13 protein-coding genes and 1 pseudogene are annotated in these 17,151 nt (G+C 70.5%); 7 read left to right on the forward strand and 7 right to left on the reverse strand.

Annotated elements, in window-relative coordinates; translation table 11 throughout:
- The first annotated feature begins 3 nt into the window (after positions 1–3).
- The 4 genes from nirD (at position 4) to BKK79_RS33865 (ending at position 6,241) form a co-directional block, all read left to right on the forward strand.
- Complete coding sequence (gene nirD, locus BKK79_RS33850) at positions 4–390, forward strand: nitrite reductase small subunit NirD (protein WP_071019848.1); 387 nt, start codon at positions 4–6, stop codon at positions 388–390.
- Positions 387–1,616, forward strand: coding sequence for an NAD(P)/FAD-dependent oxidoreductase (locus BKK79_RS33855; protein ID WP_071040027.1), 1,230 nt, complete (start codon positions 387–389; stop codon positions 1,614–1,616). The genes nirD and BKK79_RS33855 overlap by 4 nt, the downstream gene beginning before the upstream one ends.
- Before the next feature lie 65 nt (positions 1,617–1,681).
- Positions 1,682–4,456, forward strand: coding sequence for a nitrate reductase (locus BKK79_RS33860; RefSeq protein WP_071040028.1), 2,775 nt, complete (start codon positions 1,682–1,684; stop codon positions 4,454–4,456).
- Positions 4,457–4,777: 321 nt separating this feature from the next.
- Complete coding sequence (locus tag BKK79_RS33865; RefSeq protein WP_071040029.1) at positions 4,778–6,241, forward strand: Do family serine endopeptidase; 1,464 nt, start codon at positions 4,778–4,780, stop codon at positions 6,239–6,241.
- 86 nt (positions 6,242–6,327) lie between these two features.
- Here BKK79_RS33865 and pcaDC read toward each other — a convergent pair whose 3' ends face one another.
- The 5 genes from pcaDC to tssJ form a co-directional block, all read right to left on the reverse strand.
- Entirely contained in the window at positions 6,328–7,500 is a 1,173-nt protein-coding gene (gene pcaDC, locus BKK79_RS33870) for a bifunctional 3-oxoadipate enol-lactonase/4-carboxymuconolactone decarboxylase PcaDC (RefSeq protein WP_071040030.1), read from the reverse strand.
- A 97-nt stretch (positions 7,501–7,597) separates the two neighbouring features.
- Entirely contained in the window at positions 7,598–9,007 is a 1,410-nt protein-coding gene (locus BKK79_RS33875; RefSeq protein ID WP_084085521.1) for a 3-carboxy-cis,cis-muconate cycloisomerase, read from the reverse strand.
- A 100-nt stretch (positions 9,008–9,107) separates the two neighbouring features.
- Positions 9,108–9,677 (reverse strand): protocatechuate 3,4-dioxygenase subunit alpha, encoded by a 570-nt coding sequence (gene pcaG / locus BKK79_RS33880; protein ID WP_071040032.1) that lies wholly within the window; start codon positions 9,675–9,677, stop codon positions 9,108–9,110.
- Positions 9,678–9,680: 3 nt separating this feature from the next.
- Entirely contained in the window at positions 9,681–10,382 is a 702-nt protein-coding gene (gene pcaH, locus BKK79_RS33885; RefSeq protein WP_071022510.1) for a protocatechuate 3,4-dioxygenase subunit beta, read from the reverse strand.
- Positions 10,383–10,598: 216 nt separating this feature from the next.
- On the reverse strand, positions 10,599–10,955 hold the full coding sequence (gene tssJ / locus BKK79_RS33890; RefSeq protein WP_084085523.1) for a type VI secretion system lipoprotein TssJ: 357 nt from the start codon (positions 10,953–10,955) through the stop codon (positions 10,599–10,601).
- Between tssJ and BKK79_RS41780 the strand changes: the two are divergent.
- From BKK79_RS41780 to BKK79_RS33900, 3 genes and pseudogenes are all read left to right on the forward strand, one after another.
- A pseudogene (locus BKK79_RS41780) lies at positions 10,951–11,049 on the forward strand (type VI secretion system baseplate subunit TssE); the annotation flags it as partial. The gene tssJ and the pseudogene BKK79_RS41780 overlap by 5 nt on opposite strands.
- Positions 11,050–11,246: 197 nt before the next feature.
- Positions 11,247–12,437, forward strand: coding sequence for a helix-turn-helix domain-containing protein (locus tag BKK79_RS33895; protein WP_232346385.1), 1,191 nt, complete (start codon positions 11,247–11,249; stop codon positions 12,435–12,437).
- A gap of 144 nt (positions 12,438–12,581) precedes the next feature.
- A complete protein-coding gene (locus BKK79_RS33900; RefSeq protein WP_071040034.1) occupies positions 12,582–13,604 on the forward strand; it encodes an alpha/beta hydrolase family protein in 1,023 nt (340 codons plus the stop codon).
- Between the two features lie 34 nt (positions 13,605–13,638).
- On the opposite strand, the gene mdtD is transcribed toward BKK79_RS33900, so the two are convergent.
- Positions 13,639–15,072, reverse strand: coding sequence for a multidrug transporter subunit MdtD (gene mdtD / locus BKK79_RS33905; protein ID WP_071019820.1), 1,434 nt, complete (start codon positions 15,070–15,072; stop codon positions 13,639–13,641).
- Between the two features lie 183 nt (positions 15,073–15,255).
- Positions 15,256–16,932, reverse strand: coding sequence for an S-layer protein (locus BKK79_RS33910; protein WP_071040035.1), 1,677 nt, complete (start codon positions 16,930–16,932; stop codon positions 15,256–15,258).
- Positions 16,933–17,151 lie beyond the last annotated feature (219 nt).

Consider the following 17,151-nt stretch of genomic DNA (forward strand, 5'->3'; position numbering starts at 1 on the left):
GTGATGAGCCATACCCATCAAGCGGAAACCTGGACCGCCGTCTGCACCCTGCGCGAGATCGTGCCCAATACTGGTGTCTGCGCCCTGGTCGATGGCCAGCAGATCGCCGTGTTCCGCATCGGGCGCGGCGAGGAAGTCTACGCCCTCGACAACTACGACCCCAACGCCCAGGCCGCGGTGCTGTCGCGCGGACTGGTGGGCAATCTCGGCGAGCACCTGGTGGTGGCGTCGCCGATCTACAAGCACCATTTCGACCTGCGCACAGGGGAATGCCTGGAGGCGCCGCAGCACTCGGTCGATGCCTACCCGGCGCGTGTCTACGGCGGCAAGGTCTGGGTCGCCGCCGCGGCGGTGGCGCGCGAAGCCGAAGCCGAAGAGCTGGCGGCATGACTTCCCCCGCCAAACCCCGGCTGGTGGTGGTCGGCAACGGCATGGCCGGCATGCGCACGGTCGAGGAACTGCTGCGGCTGGCGCCGGACCTGTACGACATCACGGTGTTCGGCGCCGAGCCGCACGGCAACTACAACCGCATCCTGCTGTCGCCGCTGCTCGCGGGCGAGAAGACGGTCGACGACATCATGCTCAACACGCCCGAGTGGTACGCGCAGCATGGCATCGAGCTGCTGGCGGGCGACCCGGTGGTGGCCATCGACCGCCCGCGCCGCCTGGTGCGCGCCGAGTCCGGCCGCGCAGTGCGCTATGACAGGCTCTTGCTGGCCACCGGCTCCAAGCCGTTCATCCTGCCGGTGCCCGGACACCGGCTGGAGGGCGTGATCGCCTTCCGCGACATCCATGACGTCGAGCAGATGCTGGCGGCGGCGCGCCGCCACCGGCACGCGGTGGTGATCGGCGGCGGCCTGCTCGGCCTGGAGGCGGCCAACGGCCTGCTGCGCCAGGGCATGGAGGTGACCGTGGTGCACGCCACCGACAGCCTGATGGAGCGCCAGCTCGACAAACCCGCCTCGGCCCTGCTCAAGCAGGCGCTGGAGCGGCGCGGCCTGCGCTTCCTGCTCGATGCCCGCACCAGCGGCATCCTGGGTGAGGAGCGCGTGACCGGCGTGTGCTTCCAGGACGGCAGCCAGATCCCGGCCGACCTGGTGGTGATGACCGCCGGCGTCCGCCCCAACACCGCCCTGGCGCAGTCCGCCGGACTGCGCTGCGAGCGCGCCATCCTGGTCGACGACACGCTGCAGACCTATGACCCGCGCATCTATGCCGTCGGCGAATGCGTGCAGCACCGCAACGCCACCTTCGGCCTGGTCGCGCCGATCTGGGACCAGGCGCGCGTGTGCGCCGCCCACCTTGCCGGCGCCGGGCACCGCCGCTACATCCAGCAGGCCACCGCCACCAAGCTCAAGGTGACCGGCGTCGACCTGTACTCGGCCGGCGATTTCCTCGGCGGCGAAGCCAGCGAGAACCTGGTGCTGCGCGACCCCCGGCGCGGCGTGTACAAGCGGCTGGTACTGGAGGACGGCTGCCTGGTGGGTGCCGTGCTGTACGGCGACGTGCAGGACGGCCCCTGGTATTTCGACCTGATCCAGCGCCGCGCCAGCGTCGGCGCGATGCGACAGCGGCTGCTGTTCGGCCGCGCCCAGTGCGAGGCACTGCCCGCGTAGCCGTGCGGCAGTCGCCGGCACGCCCCCATCAGGTAGACAGACAGGTAGACAGGTAGACAGACAGCGTGAATCTCTCCGACATCCCCGTCGTGGCCACCGCCACCGGCCCGGCTGCCTCCGCCGACGCCGGCGCGGCGGTCGCCACCACCTGCCCCTATTGCGGCGTCGGCTGCGGCGTGCGTGCCACCCTGCAGGCCGACGGACGCATCGAGGTCGGCGGCGATCCGTCCCACCCCGCCAACCAGGGCCGGCTGTGCGTCAAGGGCTCGGCGCTGGGCGAAACGCTCGGCCTGGAGGGGCGCCTGCTGGCGCCGCAGCTGCGCACGCCCGACGGCGGCCTGCGCCGGGCCGGCTGGGACGAAGCGCTCGACGCGGTGGCGCGCGGCTTCGCCGACGTGATCGCGCGCCACGGCCCGGACGCGGTCGCCCTCTACGTCTCCGGACAGTTGCTGACCGAGGACTACTACGTCGCCAACAAGCTGATGAAGGGCTGCATCGGCAGCGCCAACATCGACACCAATTCCCGTCTGTGCATGTCCTCGGCGGTGGCCGGCCACAAGCGCGCCTTCGGCGAAGACCTGGTGCCGGGCAGCTATGAAGACCTGGAACTGGCCGACCTGGTGGTGCTGGTCGGCTCCAACGCCGCCTGGTGCCATCCCATCCTCTACCAGCGCCTGGCACGCGCCAAGGAGGCCCGCCCGCAACTGCGCATCGTGGCGATCGATCCGCGCCGCACCGCCACCTGCGAGCTGGCCGACCTGCACCTGGCGCTGAAGCCCGGCACCGACGTGCGCCTGTTCAACGGCCTGCTGGCCTGGCTGGTCGACCACGGCGCCGCCGATGCCGCCTTCGTCGAAGCCCATACCGCGGGGCTGGAGACGGCGCTCGCCGCCGCGCGCGCGGGCGGCGCCGATCCCGCCGAGGTGGCACGCGCCTGCCGCCTCGACGAACAGGACCTGCTGACCTTCTACCGCTGGTTCGCCGAGACGCCCAAGGTGGTCACAGCCTTCTCGCAGGGCGTGAACCAGTCCTCGTCCGGCACCGACAAGGTCAACAGCCTGATCAACTGCCACCTGCTGACCGGGCGCGTCGGCAAACCGGGCGCCGGGCCGTTCTCGCTGACCGGCCAGCCCAACGCCATGGGCGGGCGCGAGGTAGGCGGCCTGGCCAATATGCTGGCCGCCCACCTGGAACTCGGCGATGCCGGCCACCGCGAGCTGGTCCGCGCCTTCTGGCAGGCACCGGCCCTGGCCGAGCGTCCGGGGCTGAAGGCGGTGGAGCTGTTCGATGCCATCGAGACCGGCCGCGTCAAGGCGGTGTGGGTGATGGCCACCAATCCGCTGGTCAGCCTGCCCGACGCCGACCGGGCGCGGCGCGCGCTGCAGCGCTGCGAACTGGTGGTGGCCTCCGACATCATCGAGCGCACCGACACCAATGCCTGCGCGCACGTGCTGCTGCCCGCGCTCGGCTGGGGCGAGAAAGACGGCACGGTGACCAACTCCGAACGCCGCATCTCGCGCCAGCGCGCCTTCCTGGCCGCGCCCGGCGAAGCGCGCGCCGACTGGCAGGTGATCTGCGAAGTGGCGCGCCGCATGGGGTTCGCCGGCTTCGACTACAGCGGCCCGCACGAGATCTTCGACGAGCATGCGCGCCTGAGCGCCTGGCGCAACCACGACGGCCCCGACGGGGTGCCGCGCGTGTTCGACATCGGCGGCCTGGCCGGCCTCTCGCGCCAGGCCTATGACGCCCTCGCGCCGGTGCAGTGGCCGCTGCCGGCGGCAACCGACGGGGCAGTTCCGCCGGCCGGCACGGCGCGCCTGTTCGCCGGCGGCCGCTTCGCCCACGCCGACGGCCGCGCCCGCTTCGTGGCCACCGCGCCGCGCGCGCCGGCCAACGCGCCGGACCAGGCGTTTCCGCTGATCCTCAACACCGGCCGGGTCCGCGACCAGTGGCACACCATGACGCGTACCGGCCGCGCGGCCCGGCTGGGCGAGCACCTGCCTGAGCCCTTCGTCGACATGCACCCGCAGGATGCCCTGCTGGCCGGCGTCGGCGAAGGCCGCCTGGCACGCATCCAGAGCCGCTGGGGCGCCATGGTCGCGCGCGTGCGCCACGGCGGCGGCATCCCGCGCGGCAGCATCTTCATCCCCATCCACTGGAACGACCAGTTCAGCTCCGACGCCCGTGTCGGCGCTCTGGTCAATCCCGTGGTGGACCCCGTCTCCGGCGAACCCGAGTTCAAGCACACCCCGGTGCGGGTGGAGGAATTCCGCGTCAACTGGCATGGCTTCGTGCTCAGCCGGCGGCCCCTGCCGCTCGATCCGCTCACCTACTGGACGCGGGTGCAGGGCAAGGCCTTCCAGCGCTACGAGTTCGCCGGGCGCGACAACGTGGCCGAGCGCGGCGCCTGGGCGCGCGCGTTGCTGGGTGTCGTGGATGACGAGGCCGACTGGATCGAGTACGAAGACCGCAGCGCCGGCATCTACCATGCCGCCCATGTGGTCGGCGAGCGCCTGGAAAGCTGCCTCTATGTCAGCACCCGTTCCGACCTGCCCTCGCGCGCCTGGATGGCCACGCTGTTCGGCCAGGACGCCCTTGAAGATGCCGACCGCATCGCGCTGCTGCTGGGCCAACCACTGGAAAAGGGCGCCGATGCCGGACCGACCGTCTGCTCCTGCTTCGGCGTCGGGCGCAACACCCTCTGCGACGCGGTGCGCCGGCACGGGCTGAAGACACCGGCGGAGGTCACCGCCTGCGTCAAGGCCGGCGGCAACTGCGGGTCCTGCGTGCCCGAGTTGAAGAAGCTGCTGGCGGAACTGCAGGTGGACGAAGCGGCCTGACTTTCTGCCTTTCCGCGGGCTCTCGCCCGCCCCTTCCCCCCCTTCCCCCCCTTCCCACCTGCCCTCCACGCGCACCGGCCCGGCCAGCCGCTGCGCATGCAGGCGCTCAACAGTGTGCTGCCCGGCACGCTGGTCCACCGCCGCGGCGGGTCGTTTTTCCGCCCCGCACGCCGGTGAGGCGGGGCCGTGCAGGCAACGCCCCCCATCCTCTACACCGTTGCCGGGCTTAAGGCTGGCTTAAGACTTGCCGATTAGGCTAGCCATGCGGCGCCAGCCTATGCCCGATGCGCCACCTGCTCCTTTCGTCACATACGACCCGCCATGATCCGCCCCGCCTTCGTGCGCTACGCTTCCGCCGCCGCCGCGCTCTCCGTCGCCGTCGGCGGCGTGGCCTACCTGCGCCACGAGCCCGCCCTGCCTGCCGCGGCATCGGCCCAGTCCGGCTCCCCGGCGCGCGGCCCCGGCGCGCCGCTGGATTTCTCCGCCATCGTCGAGCAGTACGGGCCGGCCGTGGTCAATATCAGTGTCACCAGCCAGGACAAGGCGGACGATGACGATGCGCAGGACACCCAGGACGGGCCGGCCAGCGGCAATTCCAACGACCCCTTCAACCAGTTCTTCCGCCGCTTCGGCCCGCCGCAGCGGCCGCCTGGCCAGGACCAGCCGTCCTTCGTGCAGGGCCAGGGTTCCGGCTTCATCGTCAGCGCCGACGGCCTGGTGCTGACCAACGCCCACCTGGTCGCCGATGCGCAGGACGTCACCGTCAAGCTGATCGACCGGCGCGAGTTCAAGGCCAAGGTGGTCGGCGTGGACAGCCCCAGCGACGTCGCCGTGCTGCGCATCGACGCCACCGGCCTGCCCACCGTCAAGCTCGGCGATGCCTCGCGCGTGCGCGTGGGCGAGCCGGTGCTGGCGATCGGTTCGCCCTACGGTTTCGAGAACACCGTCACCGCCGGCATCGTCAGCGCCAAGTCGCGCTCGCTGCCGGAAGAGAACTACGTGCCCTTCATCCAGACCGACGCCGCGGTCAACCCGGGCAGCTCCGGTGGTCCGCTGTTCAACCAGTACGGCGAGGTGATCGGCATCAACTCGCAGATCTACAGCGAGACCGGCGGCTACCAGGGCCTCTCCTTCGCCATCCCGATCGACATCGCCACCCGCGTCGAGAACGAGCTGATCGCCCATGGCAGCGTCACGCGCGGGCATATCGGCCTGGCGGTGCAGGAGGTCAGCCAGGCGCTGGCGCAGTCCTTCGGACTGCCGCGCCCGGCCGGTGCCCTGGTCAATATGGTCGACGCCGACAGCCCCGCGGCCAAGGCCGGCGTGCAGGCGGGCGACGTGATCGTGCAACTGGGCGAGCGCACCATCGAGCATTCGGCCGACCTGCCCGAGCAGGTGGCCGACATCGCCCCCGGCACGCGCACCACGCTGAAGCTCTACCGCAAGGGCAAGGCGCTGAACCTGCCGATCGAGATCGGCAAGCTGACCGAGGTGGCGGCGCCGGCCATGCCGGGCTCCGGCTCCAGCCTGGGCATCACGGTGCGGCCCCTGACCCCGGGCGAACGGCGCCAGGGCGGCCTCGACAGCGGGCTGGTGGTGGAACAGGCGGCGGGCGCGGCGGCGCAGGCCGGCATCGAGGCCGGCGACGTGATCCTCGCCTTGAACGGCACGCCGGTGGCCAGCGGCGCACAGCTGCGCGAACTGGCCGCGCAGGCCGGCAAGCGGGTGGCGCTGCTGATCCAGCGCGGCGGCACGCGCATCTTCGTGCCGCTTGAGCCGGACTGAGCGCGGTGGGTACGGGCAGCGCCGGCGCGCCGCCCTCGCCCGCGCCTCAGCGTGTCCCCTTCAGCCTGCGCCTTCGGCTGGCTCCCTCAGCCTGCATCGTCGCCGAGAATCTCGCCCGCCATGTGAAAGGCGGAATTGGCCGCCGGCACGCCGCAATAGATGGCGGTCTGCAGCAGCACTTCCTTGATCTCGTCCGGCGTCACGCCGTTGTTGGCCGCGGCGCGCAGGTGCAGCCGCAGTTCTTCGTTGCGGTTGAGCGCCACCATCATGGCGATGGTCAGCAGGCTGCGGGTATGGCGCGGCAGGCCTTCGCGCGTCCAGATCTCGCCCCAGGCGTAGCGCGTGATCAGGTCCTGGAACTCCTCGTTGAGCGGCGTCAGCCGCGCCAGCGAGCGGTCGACGTGCTCGCTGCCCAGCACCGCGCGGCGCACGCCCAGGCCGGCCGCATAGCGCGCGCCGTCGTCCAGGCGGGCGGCGCGCCCGCTGCCAAGGAATTCCACCAGGGCTTCGGTAAAACGCTCCGGCTGCTCGCGGTTCGACAAGTGGGCGGCGGCCAGCTCCCGGTAGCGCGCGCCGGGAATCGCCTCGGCCAGCTCCCGCCCCTGCGCGGCGGTGGTGGATGGATCCGCGCTGCCAGCGATCACCAGCACCGGCACCGGGATGGTCTTGACCGCTTCGCGCAGGTCGGCGTCGCGCACGGCGGCACAGTTGGCGGCGTAGCCGCGCGGGTCGAGCCCGGCCAGCACCGCGCGCAGGTCATCGAGGCTGTCGCCGGCGCCGGCCACGAAGTCCGGCGTGAACCAGCGCTGCAGCGAACCGTCGACCAGCGCTGCCATGCCATCGCGCATGACGCCGTCGATGCGCGCGTTCCACATGTCGGCGCTGCCGATCTTGGGGGCGGTGTTGGCCAGCACGATCTGCGTGAAGCGCTGCGGCGCGTTGACGCCCAGCCACATGCCGGTCAGGCCACCCATCGACAGGCCGCAGAACGCCGCGCGGCGGATATGGAGCGCATCCATCAGGGCCAGCACATCCGCCCCCAGCTCGGCCACCGTGAACGGCGCCGCCGGCATGCCCGATTGGCCGTGGCCACGCGTGTCGTAGCGCAGCACGCGGAAGCGGCCGGCCAGTGCGCTGGCCTGCGGCTGCCACATGCCGTGGTCGGTGCCGAGCGAATTCGAGAAGATCAGCACCGGCGCGGCGGCCGGGCCTTCGAGGGTGTAGTAGAGCCGGACGCCGGCGTGGTCGAGATAGGGCAAGACGGTCTCCTGAGAACAGCATGCCGCCGGCGCGTGAGGCCGGCGGTTCGATCAAGCATATAAGGTGGACGGCGGCGCGGCCGCCGCCGCGTCGGCATCAGCGTCCGCGTGCCGCCACGGCCTCGCGCCAGCCCTGCACCGCCGCATCGGCGAAGGCGGCCGACTGGCCGGCGTAGTTGGCCGGGTCGCTGAGGCGATCCAGGGCCTCGGCATCCAGCAGTGGCGCGGTGTCCGGCGCGTCCGGCGTGTCCGCCCTGTCGGCCAGGGTCCGCGCCAGCGCCTCGCGCAGCGTCAGGCCCTCGGCCACGGCGCGGCGCGAGGCCGCCTCGACCAGGTGGTGGGCGGGCAGGCGGCCGATGCGTCCGCCCAGCTCCAGCATGGCCGCCTCGCCCAGGATCAGGCCGTGGGTCAGGTCGAGGTTGGCGCGCATGCGCGCCGCATCCACCTGCAGGCCGGCCACCACTTCGCGCATCTGGCGCAGGGCCCCGGCGGCCAGCGCGGCGATCTGCGGCAGGGTGTCCCACTCGGCCTGCCAGCCGCCCAGCGCGCGTTCGTGCTCCTGCACCATGCCGGCCAGCAGCGTCGCCACCAGCGGCGGCACGCGCACGGCGGCGGTCAGCACGGCGGCGCAGCCGACCGGATTGCGCTTGTGCGGCATGGTGCTGGAACCGCCGCGCCCGGGCCCGGCGGGCTCGGCCACCTCGGCCACCTCGGTCTGCATCAGCAGCGAGATATCGCGCGCCATCTTGCCCAGCGTGCCGGTCAGCATGCCAAGCGCGGCGGCGACCTCGACGAACCGGTCACGGTGCGCGTGCCAGGGCAAGGCCGGCAGCGCCAGTTCCAGCTCGGCGGCGAAGGCCTGCGCCACGGCCGGCGCCGCCTCGCCCAGGCTGGCCAGCGTGCCGGCGGCGCCGCCGAACTGCAGCGCGGCTGCCTGCGCGCGGGCGCGCTCCAGCCGCAGCAGGTCGCGCCGCAGCGCGTCGAGCCAGCCGGCGGCCTTGAGCCCGAAGCTCATCGGCAGCGCGTGCTGCAGCCAGGTGCGCGCCACCATCGGCGTGGCGCGATGCGCCTGCGCTTGCGCGGCGCAGGCATCGCCCAGCGCCAGCAATTCGGCTTCGATCGCCAGCAGCGCCTGGCGCAGTTGCAGCGCCATCGCGGTGTCGATGATGTCCTGGCTGGTGGCGCCCCAGTGCACATAGCGCGAGGCCGGCTCGTCGAGCGCGGCCACGCGCGCGGTGAGCTGGCGCACAAAGGGAATGGCGAGGTTGCCGGCCGCCACCGCGGCGGCGGCCAGGGCATCGAGGTCGATCACCTCGGCGGGCGCGCCGGCGCAGACTGCGGCAATGCGCGCCGCCGCCTCGGCCGGGATCACGCCGGTGCGGGCCTGGGCACGCGCCAGCGCGGCTTCGACCTCCAGCATGCGGCCTACCGTGGCGGTGTCCGCGAAGGCGGCCAGCACGGCGGGGCTGCCGAACATGGGATCGGTCAGTCGGGAAGAAGTGGGCATGCTGAGGGGGCGTGCTCGGTGGGCATCTTGGTTGGCATGCTTGAAGCAGCAAAGCGGCCCGCCGCTCGACGGCGGCGGTACCGCAGTGCAATGCCGTGAATCAGATATCGAAGTATACGGTTTCGTCCTGGCCTTGCAGCACGATCTGCCAGTGCAAGCGGGCCGGGCCGGCCTGCTGTGCCACCAGCGTATGCCGACGCTCGGCTGGCACCTTCGACAGCACCCAGTCCGCCGCGTTGGCTTCGGCCTCGTCAGGGAAGTAGACGCGGGTCGTCAGGTGCTTGAGCAGACCGCGCATGAACACCGCCACCACCAGGTGGGGGGCCTGCGGCCTGCCGTCCGGCCCGGGCACCGCGCCGGGCTTGACGGTGACGAAACGGAACTCTCCCTGCGGCCCCGTAGGCACCCGCCCGAAGCCGGTGAACCCCGGCGTCAGCTCGAGATCGCGTGCGTCCTCGGCATGGCGGTAGCGGCCGGCCGGATTGGCCTGCCAGATCTCGACCATGCCATCGGGCACGGGATCGCCGTTACCGTCGAGCACGCGGCCCTCGATGACGATGCGGCGGCCTTCCAGCGACGGCGCCTGGGCGGTCAGGTCTTCGCAGTACAGGCCTTCCAGGCCGATATGCAGGTAAGGACCGACGGTCTGGGATGCGGTGGCGTACAACATGGCTTACTCCATCGGCGTGGCATCGCGGCCACGCAGCACGATATCGAAACGGTAGCCGAGGGCGTACTCGGGCTGCGTGGTCTCCCAGTCCAGGGCGGCGATCAGGCGGTCGCGCGCCTTGGCGTCGGGCACGCAGTTGAAGATCGGATCGAAGGGCAGCAGCGGATCGCCCGGGAAGTACATCTGCGTGACCAGGCGCGTCGCATAGGCATTGCCGAACAGCGAGAAATGGATGTGCTGTGGCCGCCAGGCGTTGTGGTGGTTGCGCCAGGGATAGGCGCCGGGCCTGATGGTCTTGAACTGGTAGCGCCCATGGGCGTCGGTGACCACGCGGCCCTGGCCGCTGAAGTTGGGATCGAGCGGCGCGTCGTGCTGGTCGCGCTTATGCAGGTAGCGGCCGGCGGCATTGGCTTGCCAGATCTCGATCAGCGCGTCGGGTACCGGACGACCGTTCTCGTCAAGCACACGCCCGCTGACCAGGATGCGCTCGCCAAGCGGCTCGCCGGCATGGCCGGCGGTGAGGTCGTTGTCACCGGCGCGCACGAACTCCGCGCCGTAGGCGGGACCAGTCACCTCGGACAGGGTCTGCGGCAGCGCCACCAGCGGCTGGGCCGGCGAGCGCAGCTGGGTCGAGGCATAGGGATCGAAGCGGTACTCCGGCTGGGTATCCCAATAGGGACGCCGGTACTGGGCGAGCTTTTCCATGACGTTCATGTCTCCGTGGGGCATCGATGGGGGCCACTGTATCCGTCACAGGAAGTCATGTAAATTGAGTTTTCAGCCGATTTCCATAACTTTTCATCCGCCCGACGAGTCCCAGCGTTGGACATCGGGCCGCCATGTGCCGGCAGCTACGCCGCCTGGGCCGCCGCCGGCCTTCGGTCGTCCCCTGCCTGGCCATGGCGTCCGGTTCCCGATGCGTCACCCCTTCGCGCCGTCCGCGGCCGGCGCCCCCTTCTGCGCATTCGGCGCGCTCTGCTGCGGCGCCTGCGGCTTGACAGGTTCCGGCTTGGCGCCGACCAGTTCCAAGACGTTGTCGTTCGCGACGATCTTCACCGGATCCGTCGACTTCCACTGCTTCCTGGGGATCAGCAGCTTCCACACCCCGCTCTTGCCGCTATCCCGGAACAGCGCGACGACGCCGACGTACTGCGCATCGTCTTTCATGGGTTCGCTGATGCTCGCCACGGCATCGGGCCGGAGCACGACATCCCTGATGGCCAGCAGGTCGGCTTTCAATCCATCCAGATCGTCGACGCGGAATCGGCTATAGCGCATTCTCAACAGCCGCCGTGGGAGTCTTGCGCACCTGCCGGACTACGGGCTCGGGGATCTCTCACACATCTACCGCCACCTACCCGCATCCGCCCACCGGCCAGGAATCGGGGCCGGCCATAAGGAAAGACCCGCAATCTCGCCACCCACCGCACCCAGGGCCACCCAGGGCTCCCTGGAGCACGACTTTGCCCGCCTTCGTGCGAGAATGCCGGTCACCCGACTGCTACGCCATCACGCTAGCTTGGCGAGGTCCACGCCGGGCTGCCCGGCCCTGGCCAGCCCCCGATGACGATGTCACTACCTATCCCTCTGTTCGATGCCATGCTGCGCGGCATGGTACTGGCCCTGCTGGCGCTGCTGGCCGCGCTGCTAGGGCGCGACCGCCCGGCCCTGCCCGCGGCACGCGCAGCCGCGGCACTGGCCGCCGGCCTGGCCGTGCAGGTTGCGAGCAGCATGCCCTGGTTCGAGCAGTCGGCGCCGCGGCTCTGGCAGGCACCGCTGGTCGGCATCGCGGTGGGCAATGCCGCGCTGCTCTGGATCTTCGTGCAGGCGCTCTTCGACGACGGTTTCGCCTTCCGCCCCGTCCATGCGCTTGCCTGGGCCGCCGCGACCGGGCTCGGCACCCTGAACTGCGCGGTGCTGGCGCATAGCGGCTCGGCCATCGCGCCCTTCACGACGGCCCTGCAGCGCGTCTTGCCGGGACTGTTCGCCGTGCTGACGATGATCGCCGCCGCGAAGGGCTGGCGCGGCGACCTGATCGAGGGCAGGCGCCGGCTGCGTGCCTTCATCGTGATTGCCGGCGTCGCCTACACCCTGCTGCAGCTTGCCGCCCGGCTCGCATCGCCCGATGGCCGGCTCTCGGACGCCGGCGCGACGCTCGACACCGCGCTGCTGTTGTGCATCGTGGCACCGCTGGCGTGCAGCATGCTGCGCATGACGGCGACGGAATTGTTTCCTTCGGCCCGCGCCATGGCGCCCCCGGAGCCCGGACCGCTGCCAGCGCCCCCACCGCCGCCCAGTCACACGGCGGCCGACGCCACGCCCGCCCGGCCCGAAACGCCCCCGCCCACGCCCTCTCCTGCCGAAGCCCTGGCGGCCGGCAACGGCCAGGCCAACGCGGCCGACGCGGCCGAACAGGCACTGGTGAACGCCTTGCTGCGGCTGATGGCCGACGAGCAGGCCTACCGCAGCGAGCAGCTCAGCGTGGCCAGCCTGGCCGCCCGGCTGGCGGTGCCGGAGTACCGCCTGCGCCGCGCCATCAACCAGCGTCTCGGCTACCGCAACTTCAGCGCCTTCGTCAACGGCTTCCGCCTGCGGGAAGCGCAGGCCGCGCTCAGCGATCCCGCCCTGCGCGCCCTGCCCGTGCTGACCATCGCGCTGGAAGCCGGCTTCCAGTCGATCGGCCCGTTCAACCGTGCCTTCAAGGCCGCCACCGGCGCCACGCCGAGCGAATACCGGCGCCAGAAGCTGGCCGATTCCTGAAATCGGCCAGCCGCGCACCAGCCGCCTGCGGCTTTCGGCGAGACGGCGGCGCCGCGCCCGGCCATGCTTCCCTCGGCGGGACGACAGTCTCCGGCAAGCGCCGGAGCCCCGCCTTCACTTCTTGACGATTTGACGAGGGTTTCCATGCAAGGTTTACGTTGGGCCGGCCTGGTGCTGGCATGGCTGTGCGGCTTGGCGCACGCATCGATGGGGCTGACCGAGCTGCCGGCCACGGCGCAGGAAGGGCCGGTCACGATCTGTTACCCGTCCGACAGCGCCAGCCGGCCCGAGCCGCGCGGGCGCTTCGTGCTGGATGTGGCGGCCGACGGCCACCCGGTGCCCGGCAACGGCCGCCTGGTGGTGATCTCGCACGGCTCCGGCGGCGCCCCCTGGGTGCATGCCGACCTGGCACGCGAACTGGTCGAGGCCGGCTTCGTGGTCGCCATGCCGCTGCACCACGCCGATAACTATCTCGATCCCAGCGACCCGGGCCCCGACAGCTGGACCATCCGCCCCGCCGAAGTGTCGCGCGCCATCGACGCGGTCGGGCACGATCCGCGCTTCGCGCCGCTGCTGCGCCTGGACAAGGTCGGCATGTTCGGCATGTCCGCCGGCGGCCACACCGCCCTGAGCCTGGCCGGCGGGCGCTGGTCGCCGGCCCGCTTCGCGCGGCACTGCGACGCGCATATCGCCGAGGATTTCCAGTCCTGCGTCGGCCTGATCACCGAGCAGACCGGCGGGCCGCTCGACGGCCTGAAACGATGGCTGGCCCTGCGCGTGATCCACTTCCGCTTCGACGACGACGCCCCGCGCGTCGATCACGATCCGCGCATCGCGGCGGTGGTGGCGGGCGTACCGGCCGCGGCCGACTTCGACATGGACTCGCTGGTGCGGCCGGCGGTGCCGCTCGGCCTCGTCACCGCCGGACGGGACCTCTGGCTGACGCCGCGCTTCCACGCCGACCAGGTGCTGGCGACCTGCCAGACCTGCGAGCACCTGGCCGACCTGCCCGACGGCGGCCACGGCGCGCTGCTGTCGCCGCCGCCACCCGGGCTGCATGGGCTCGTCGGCGAACTGCTGAACGATCCGCCGGGCTTCGACCGCGCCGAGGTCGCCGAGGCTCACCACAAGATCACGGCCTTCTTCCAGCGCCACCTGCTGCCGTGACGGCCGCGCCGGAACGATGCAGCCTGAATGCGGCCTAGTGCAGCACTTCGTCGCCCGGCTGGGCTGGCTCGCCGGCATGCCGGCGCACTTCCGGCGACAGTTGCAGGAAGATCCAGGCCGATGCCGACGTGATCAGCCCCACGCAGACGAAGGTGGCATGGAAGGCCGGCAGCACGCCGGTCAGGCCGTGGGCGCCGAACACCTGCTGGAAGGTGGCCAGCAAGGCACCGGCCGAGGTCACCGCCAGGCTCATCGACAGCATCTGCACCATCGACAGCATGCTGTTGCCGCTGCTGGCGCCGGCGCTGCCGAGATCCTTCAGCGTGACGGTATTCATGGCAGTGAACTGGACCGAGTTGACGGCGCCGAACACCGCCAGCTGCAGCAACAGCAGCCATAGCGGCTGGGCCGGAGAGATCAGCGCGAACGAGGCCATCGCCAGGCCGACCGTGAAGGTATTGGCCACCAGCACGCGCCGGTAACCATGGCGCTCGATCAAGTTGGTGGCGATGCGCTTGGACAGCATGCCGGCGGCGGTGACCGGCAGCATCATCAGGCCCGCGTCGAGCGGCGAATAGCCCAGGCTGAGCTGCAGCGTGAGCGGGATCAGGAAAGGCATGGCACCGTTGCCGATGCGCGCGAACAGGTTGCCCAGCAGCCCGACGCTGAAGCTATGGATGTGGAACAGCTTGAGCGGGAACAGCGGCTGGCTCTTGCGCCCGGCGTGCAGCACATAGGCGGTCAGCGCCGCCATGCTGCCGATCAGCAGCATCAGCACGGTGGCATGCTGGAAGCCCAGCTCGGCCAGGCCGTCCAGCGAGAAGGACAGCGTCACCATGGCCGTGGCCAGCAACACATAGCCGCCCAGGTCGAAGCCACCCAGGCCCGCCAGCTTGCTGTTGGGCATATAGCGCAGCGTGGCGATGCCGCCCGCCAGCCCGACCGGCACGTTGATCAGGAAGATCCAGTGCCACGACAGCGCCTGGGTCAGCCAGCCGCCCAGCGTGGGCCCGATCAGCGGCCCGACCATGCCGGGGATGGCGACGAAGCTCAGCGCCCGCAGGTACTGGTCGCGCGGGAAGGTGCGCAGCACGGCCAGGCGCCCCACCGGCAGCAGCATGGCGCCGCCTACCCCCTGGATCACCCGCGCCGCCACCAGCCACGCCAGCTGGCTCGAGTAGGCGCACAGCACCGAGCCGGCCACGAACAGCACGATCGCCGTCTGGAAGATGGTGCGCGTGCCGAAGCGGTCGGCCAGCCAGCCGGAGGCCGGGATGATGACGGCCATGGTCAGCGAATAGGCAATGATCACCGACTGCATGCGCAACGGGCTCTCGCCGAGGCTGCGGGCCATGGCCGGCAATGCCGTGTTGACGATGGTGGAGTCGAGCGTCTGCATGAAGAAGCCGACGGCCACCACCCAGAGCATGATGCTGCGGTCGCGGTCGCTTTTCAGGGGGGAATTCATGGGGGCAGGGATTCGGGGCGGAGACCGCGCACGCGCGGCCGGATCCCGCACCTTACTGCCGCGGCGCGCTGCCGACAAGGGGAAACCCTGATGTGGCGTGCGGTTTTCGCCCGCGTGGCGCGGCCATGCCACGCCCACGGGCCGGCGCGGCCGGCAAGGAGTTGCCCCAGCCCCCGCGCCGGCTTATCCGGCCTGCCTGACGAAAACCGGGTTCGAGTAGAACCACAGGTCGCTGTAGTTGCGCAGGTTGATGGCATTGAAGCGGGCCTGGTCCTCGGCGATGGTCGTGCGGCTGTCGGCCAGGGGGTTGCCACCCTGGGTCTCACCGGCCACATCGGGGCCCAGATTGGTGCCACGCAGGCGGAAATAGCGGCTGCCGGTCGCGGTGAAGGTATAGGTGACGGTGTTGTAGCCGTCCTTGTCCACCTTCCAGTCGGCGCGGGTGAAGGTAGCGATGACCTTGGTGGAGTCGTTGGTGTCCTTGTCGTAGGCGGGCGTGCCGGGCTTCGGCCGCTCGACCACGTCGCCGGCGATCAGGTCGATATGGTCGACCGCCGGCCGCGCGTTGAAGGAAACGCCGCTGCCGAGCGGGTATTCGTAGTTGTTGCGCTCCGGGCTCTTGAAGCGGATCGTGAGGGTGACCTTGTCGCCCGTCTTCACTGGCAGCTCGCCACCCATCTCGCGCGAGGTGCCGCCGGTCGACACCGTGAAGTCGAGTGCGTTGATCAGGTCGCCATAGACCGCGAAGCCCTTGCCGGAGCGCAATCCGTCGAGCAGCGACTGCGCACTGCCATCCTTGAGCCAGACGTAGTTCTTGGCATAGGCGCCCGGATAGTAGCTGCTGCTGTAGATGCCGTTGGCCATCTCGAAATGGTGGTCGGAGTTGGCCACGTTCCAGATGCGGCGCCCTTCGCCCAGCAGCGCGTCCCAGATTCCACCGACCTGGGCCACGATGTAGTCCACTCCGCCATAGGTACGCGACCTGGCGTTCTCCGGCGTGTAGGCGCTGGTGTAGCCGCCGCGGTCCGGCTCCAGTTGGCCGCCCACCATGCCTTCGATGGCGAAGAACTGGTTCGGCGCCAGGTCGTGCAACTCGCGGAAGTTCGCCGCCGTGTACTTGCCCGGATTGCGCGAGGGATGGTTGATCAGCGCGTAGCTGGTGTCGGGATAATTGGCCTTGAGCCAGGCGACCGCCTTGAGCGCGTCCGCATGCGTGCTGTAGCTGCGGGGGCCCTCGGCGCTCCAGGCCGCCACGTCGACCGGGTCGAACAGGAAGTCCGACCGGTTGGTGAACAGGTACTCGAACTTGGCAACGGCCTTGGCCGCGGTCTCGAGCTTGCCGCCGCTCGGCGCGAAGATGCCGATATTCATGTGGTCGTGCGTCGGCATGTCCCATTCCGTGGCGGACAGGATCAGCTTGCCGGCATAACGCCCCGCCGCCTGCCATTGCTTGACGGCCGGCTGCTCGTACAGCGCCATGCCCTTCGAGAACGCCACGCTGCCACCGGCGATGGCGGCGCCGGTATGGTCGCGGTCCGATACGCGCAGATGATTGGACAGCGTGATCCAGTCGAGCTGGTACTTGCCAAAGGCCTGGTCGAGCACGTCCGCCAGCGGCGTTTGCGCATCGTTCGACTGAATGGTGTGGACATGCAGGTCGCCGGTGGTCCAGCGGCCCTGCACCACCGGCGTCGGCGGAGCTGGCGGGGTCGTTGGCGAAGTCGGCTGCGTGCCGCCGCCATTGCCGGCGTTGGTGGCGTTGGTGGCGGGCGCATCATCCCCGCCGCAGGCGTACAGGCCGGCGCCGATGGCGCAGGAAATGGCGAAGCCGATCAAGGGCTTGCGAGCGTGCAACAACATGGTGTTTCCCTGGGAGTGAAATGGCGGACCCGTGCGGCTTCTGGCCTGCCGGACCCTTGTGCGGCGCATCATAGCGGTGGCATATGACACACACGTGACCCATTCACCACTAAATTCCTACTAACACAATATAGTTCTTACAGATAGAACAAAAGGAAAAATCATCCGGTCCACGGCTGCCGTCCGGCCCGACGCTCCCGCGCCTGCGATGCACGCCCG

Source organism: Cupriavidus sp. USMAA2-4, assembly GCF_001854305.1.
Classification (GTDB): Bacteria; Pseudomonadota; Gammaproteobacteria; order Burkholderiales; family Burkholderiaceae; genus Cupriavidus; species Cupriavidus malaysiensis.

Coding starts and splice junctions, on each gene's coding strand:
- nirD (WP_071019848.1), top strand. CDS start 4: ATGAGCCATACCCATCAAGCGGAAACCTGGACCGCCGTCTGCACCCTG.
- BKK79_RS33855 (WP_071040027.1), top strand. CDS start 387: ATGACTTCCCCCGCCAAACCCCGGCTGGTGGTGGTCGGCAACGGCATG.
- BKK79_RS33865 (WP_071040029.1), top strand. CDS start 4,778: ATGATCCGCCCCGCCTTCGTGCGCTACGCTTCCGCCGCCGCCGCGCTC.
- BKK79_RS33875 (WP_084085521.1), bottom strand. CDS start 9,007: ATGCCCACTTCTTCCCGACTGACCGATCCCATGTTCGGCAGCCCCGCC.
- pcaG (WP_071040032.1), bottom strand. CDS start 9,677: ATGTTGTACGCCACCGCATCCCAGACCGTCGGTCCTTACCTGCATATC.
- pcaH (WP_071022510.1), bottom strand. CDS start 10,382: ATGGAAAAGCTCGCCCAGTACCGGCGTCCCTATTGGGATACCCAGCCG.
- tssJ (WP_084085523.1), bottom strand. CDS start 10,955: ATGCGCTATAGCCGATTCCGCGTCGACGATCTGGATGGATTGAAAGCC.
- BKK79_RS33895 (WP_232346385.1), top strand. CDS start 11,247: ATGTCACTACCTATCCCTCTGTTCGATGCCATGCTGCGCGGCATGGTA.
- BKK79_RS33900 (WP_071040034.1), top strand. CDS start 12,582: ATGCAAGGTTTACGTTGGGCCGGCCTGGTGCTGGCATGGCTGTGCGGC.
- mdtD (WP_071019820.1), bottom strand. CDS start 15,072: ATGAATTCCCCCCTGAAAAGCGACCGCGACCGCAGCATCATGCTCTGG.
- BKK79_RS33910 (WP_071040035.1), bottom strand. CDS start 16,932: ATGTTGTTGCACGCTCGCAAGCCCTTGATCGGCTTCGCCATTTCCTGC.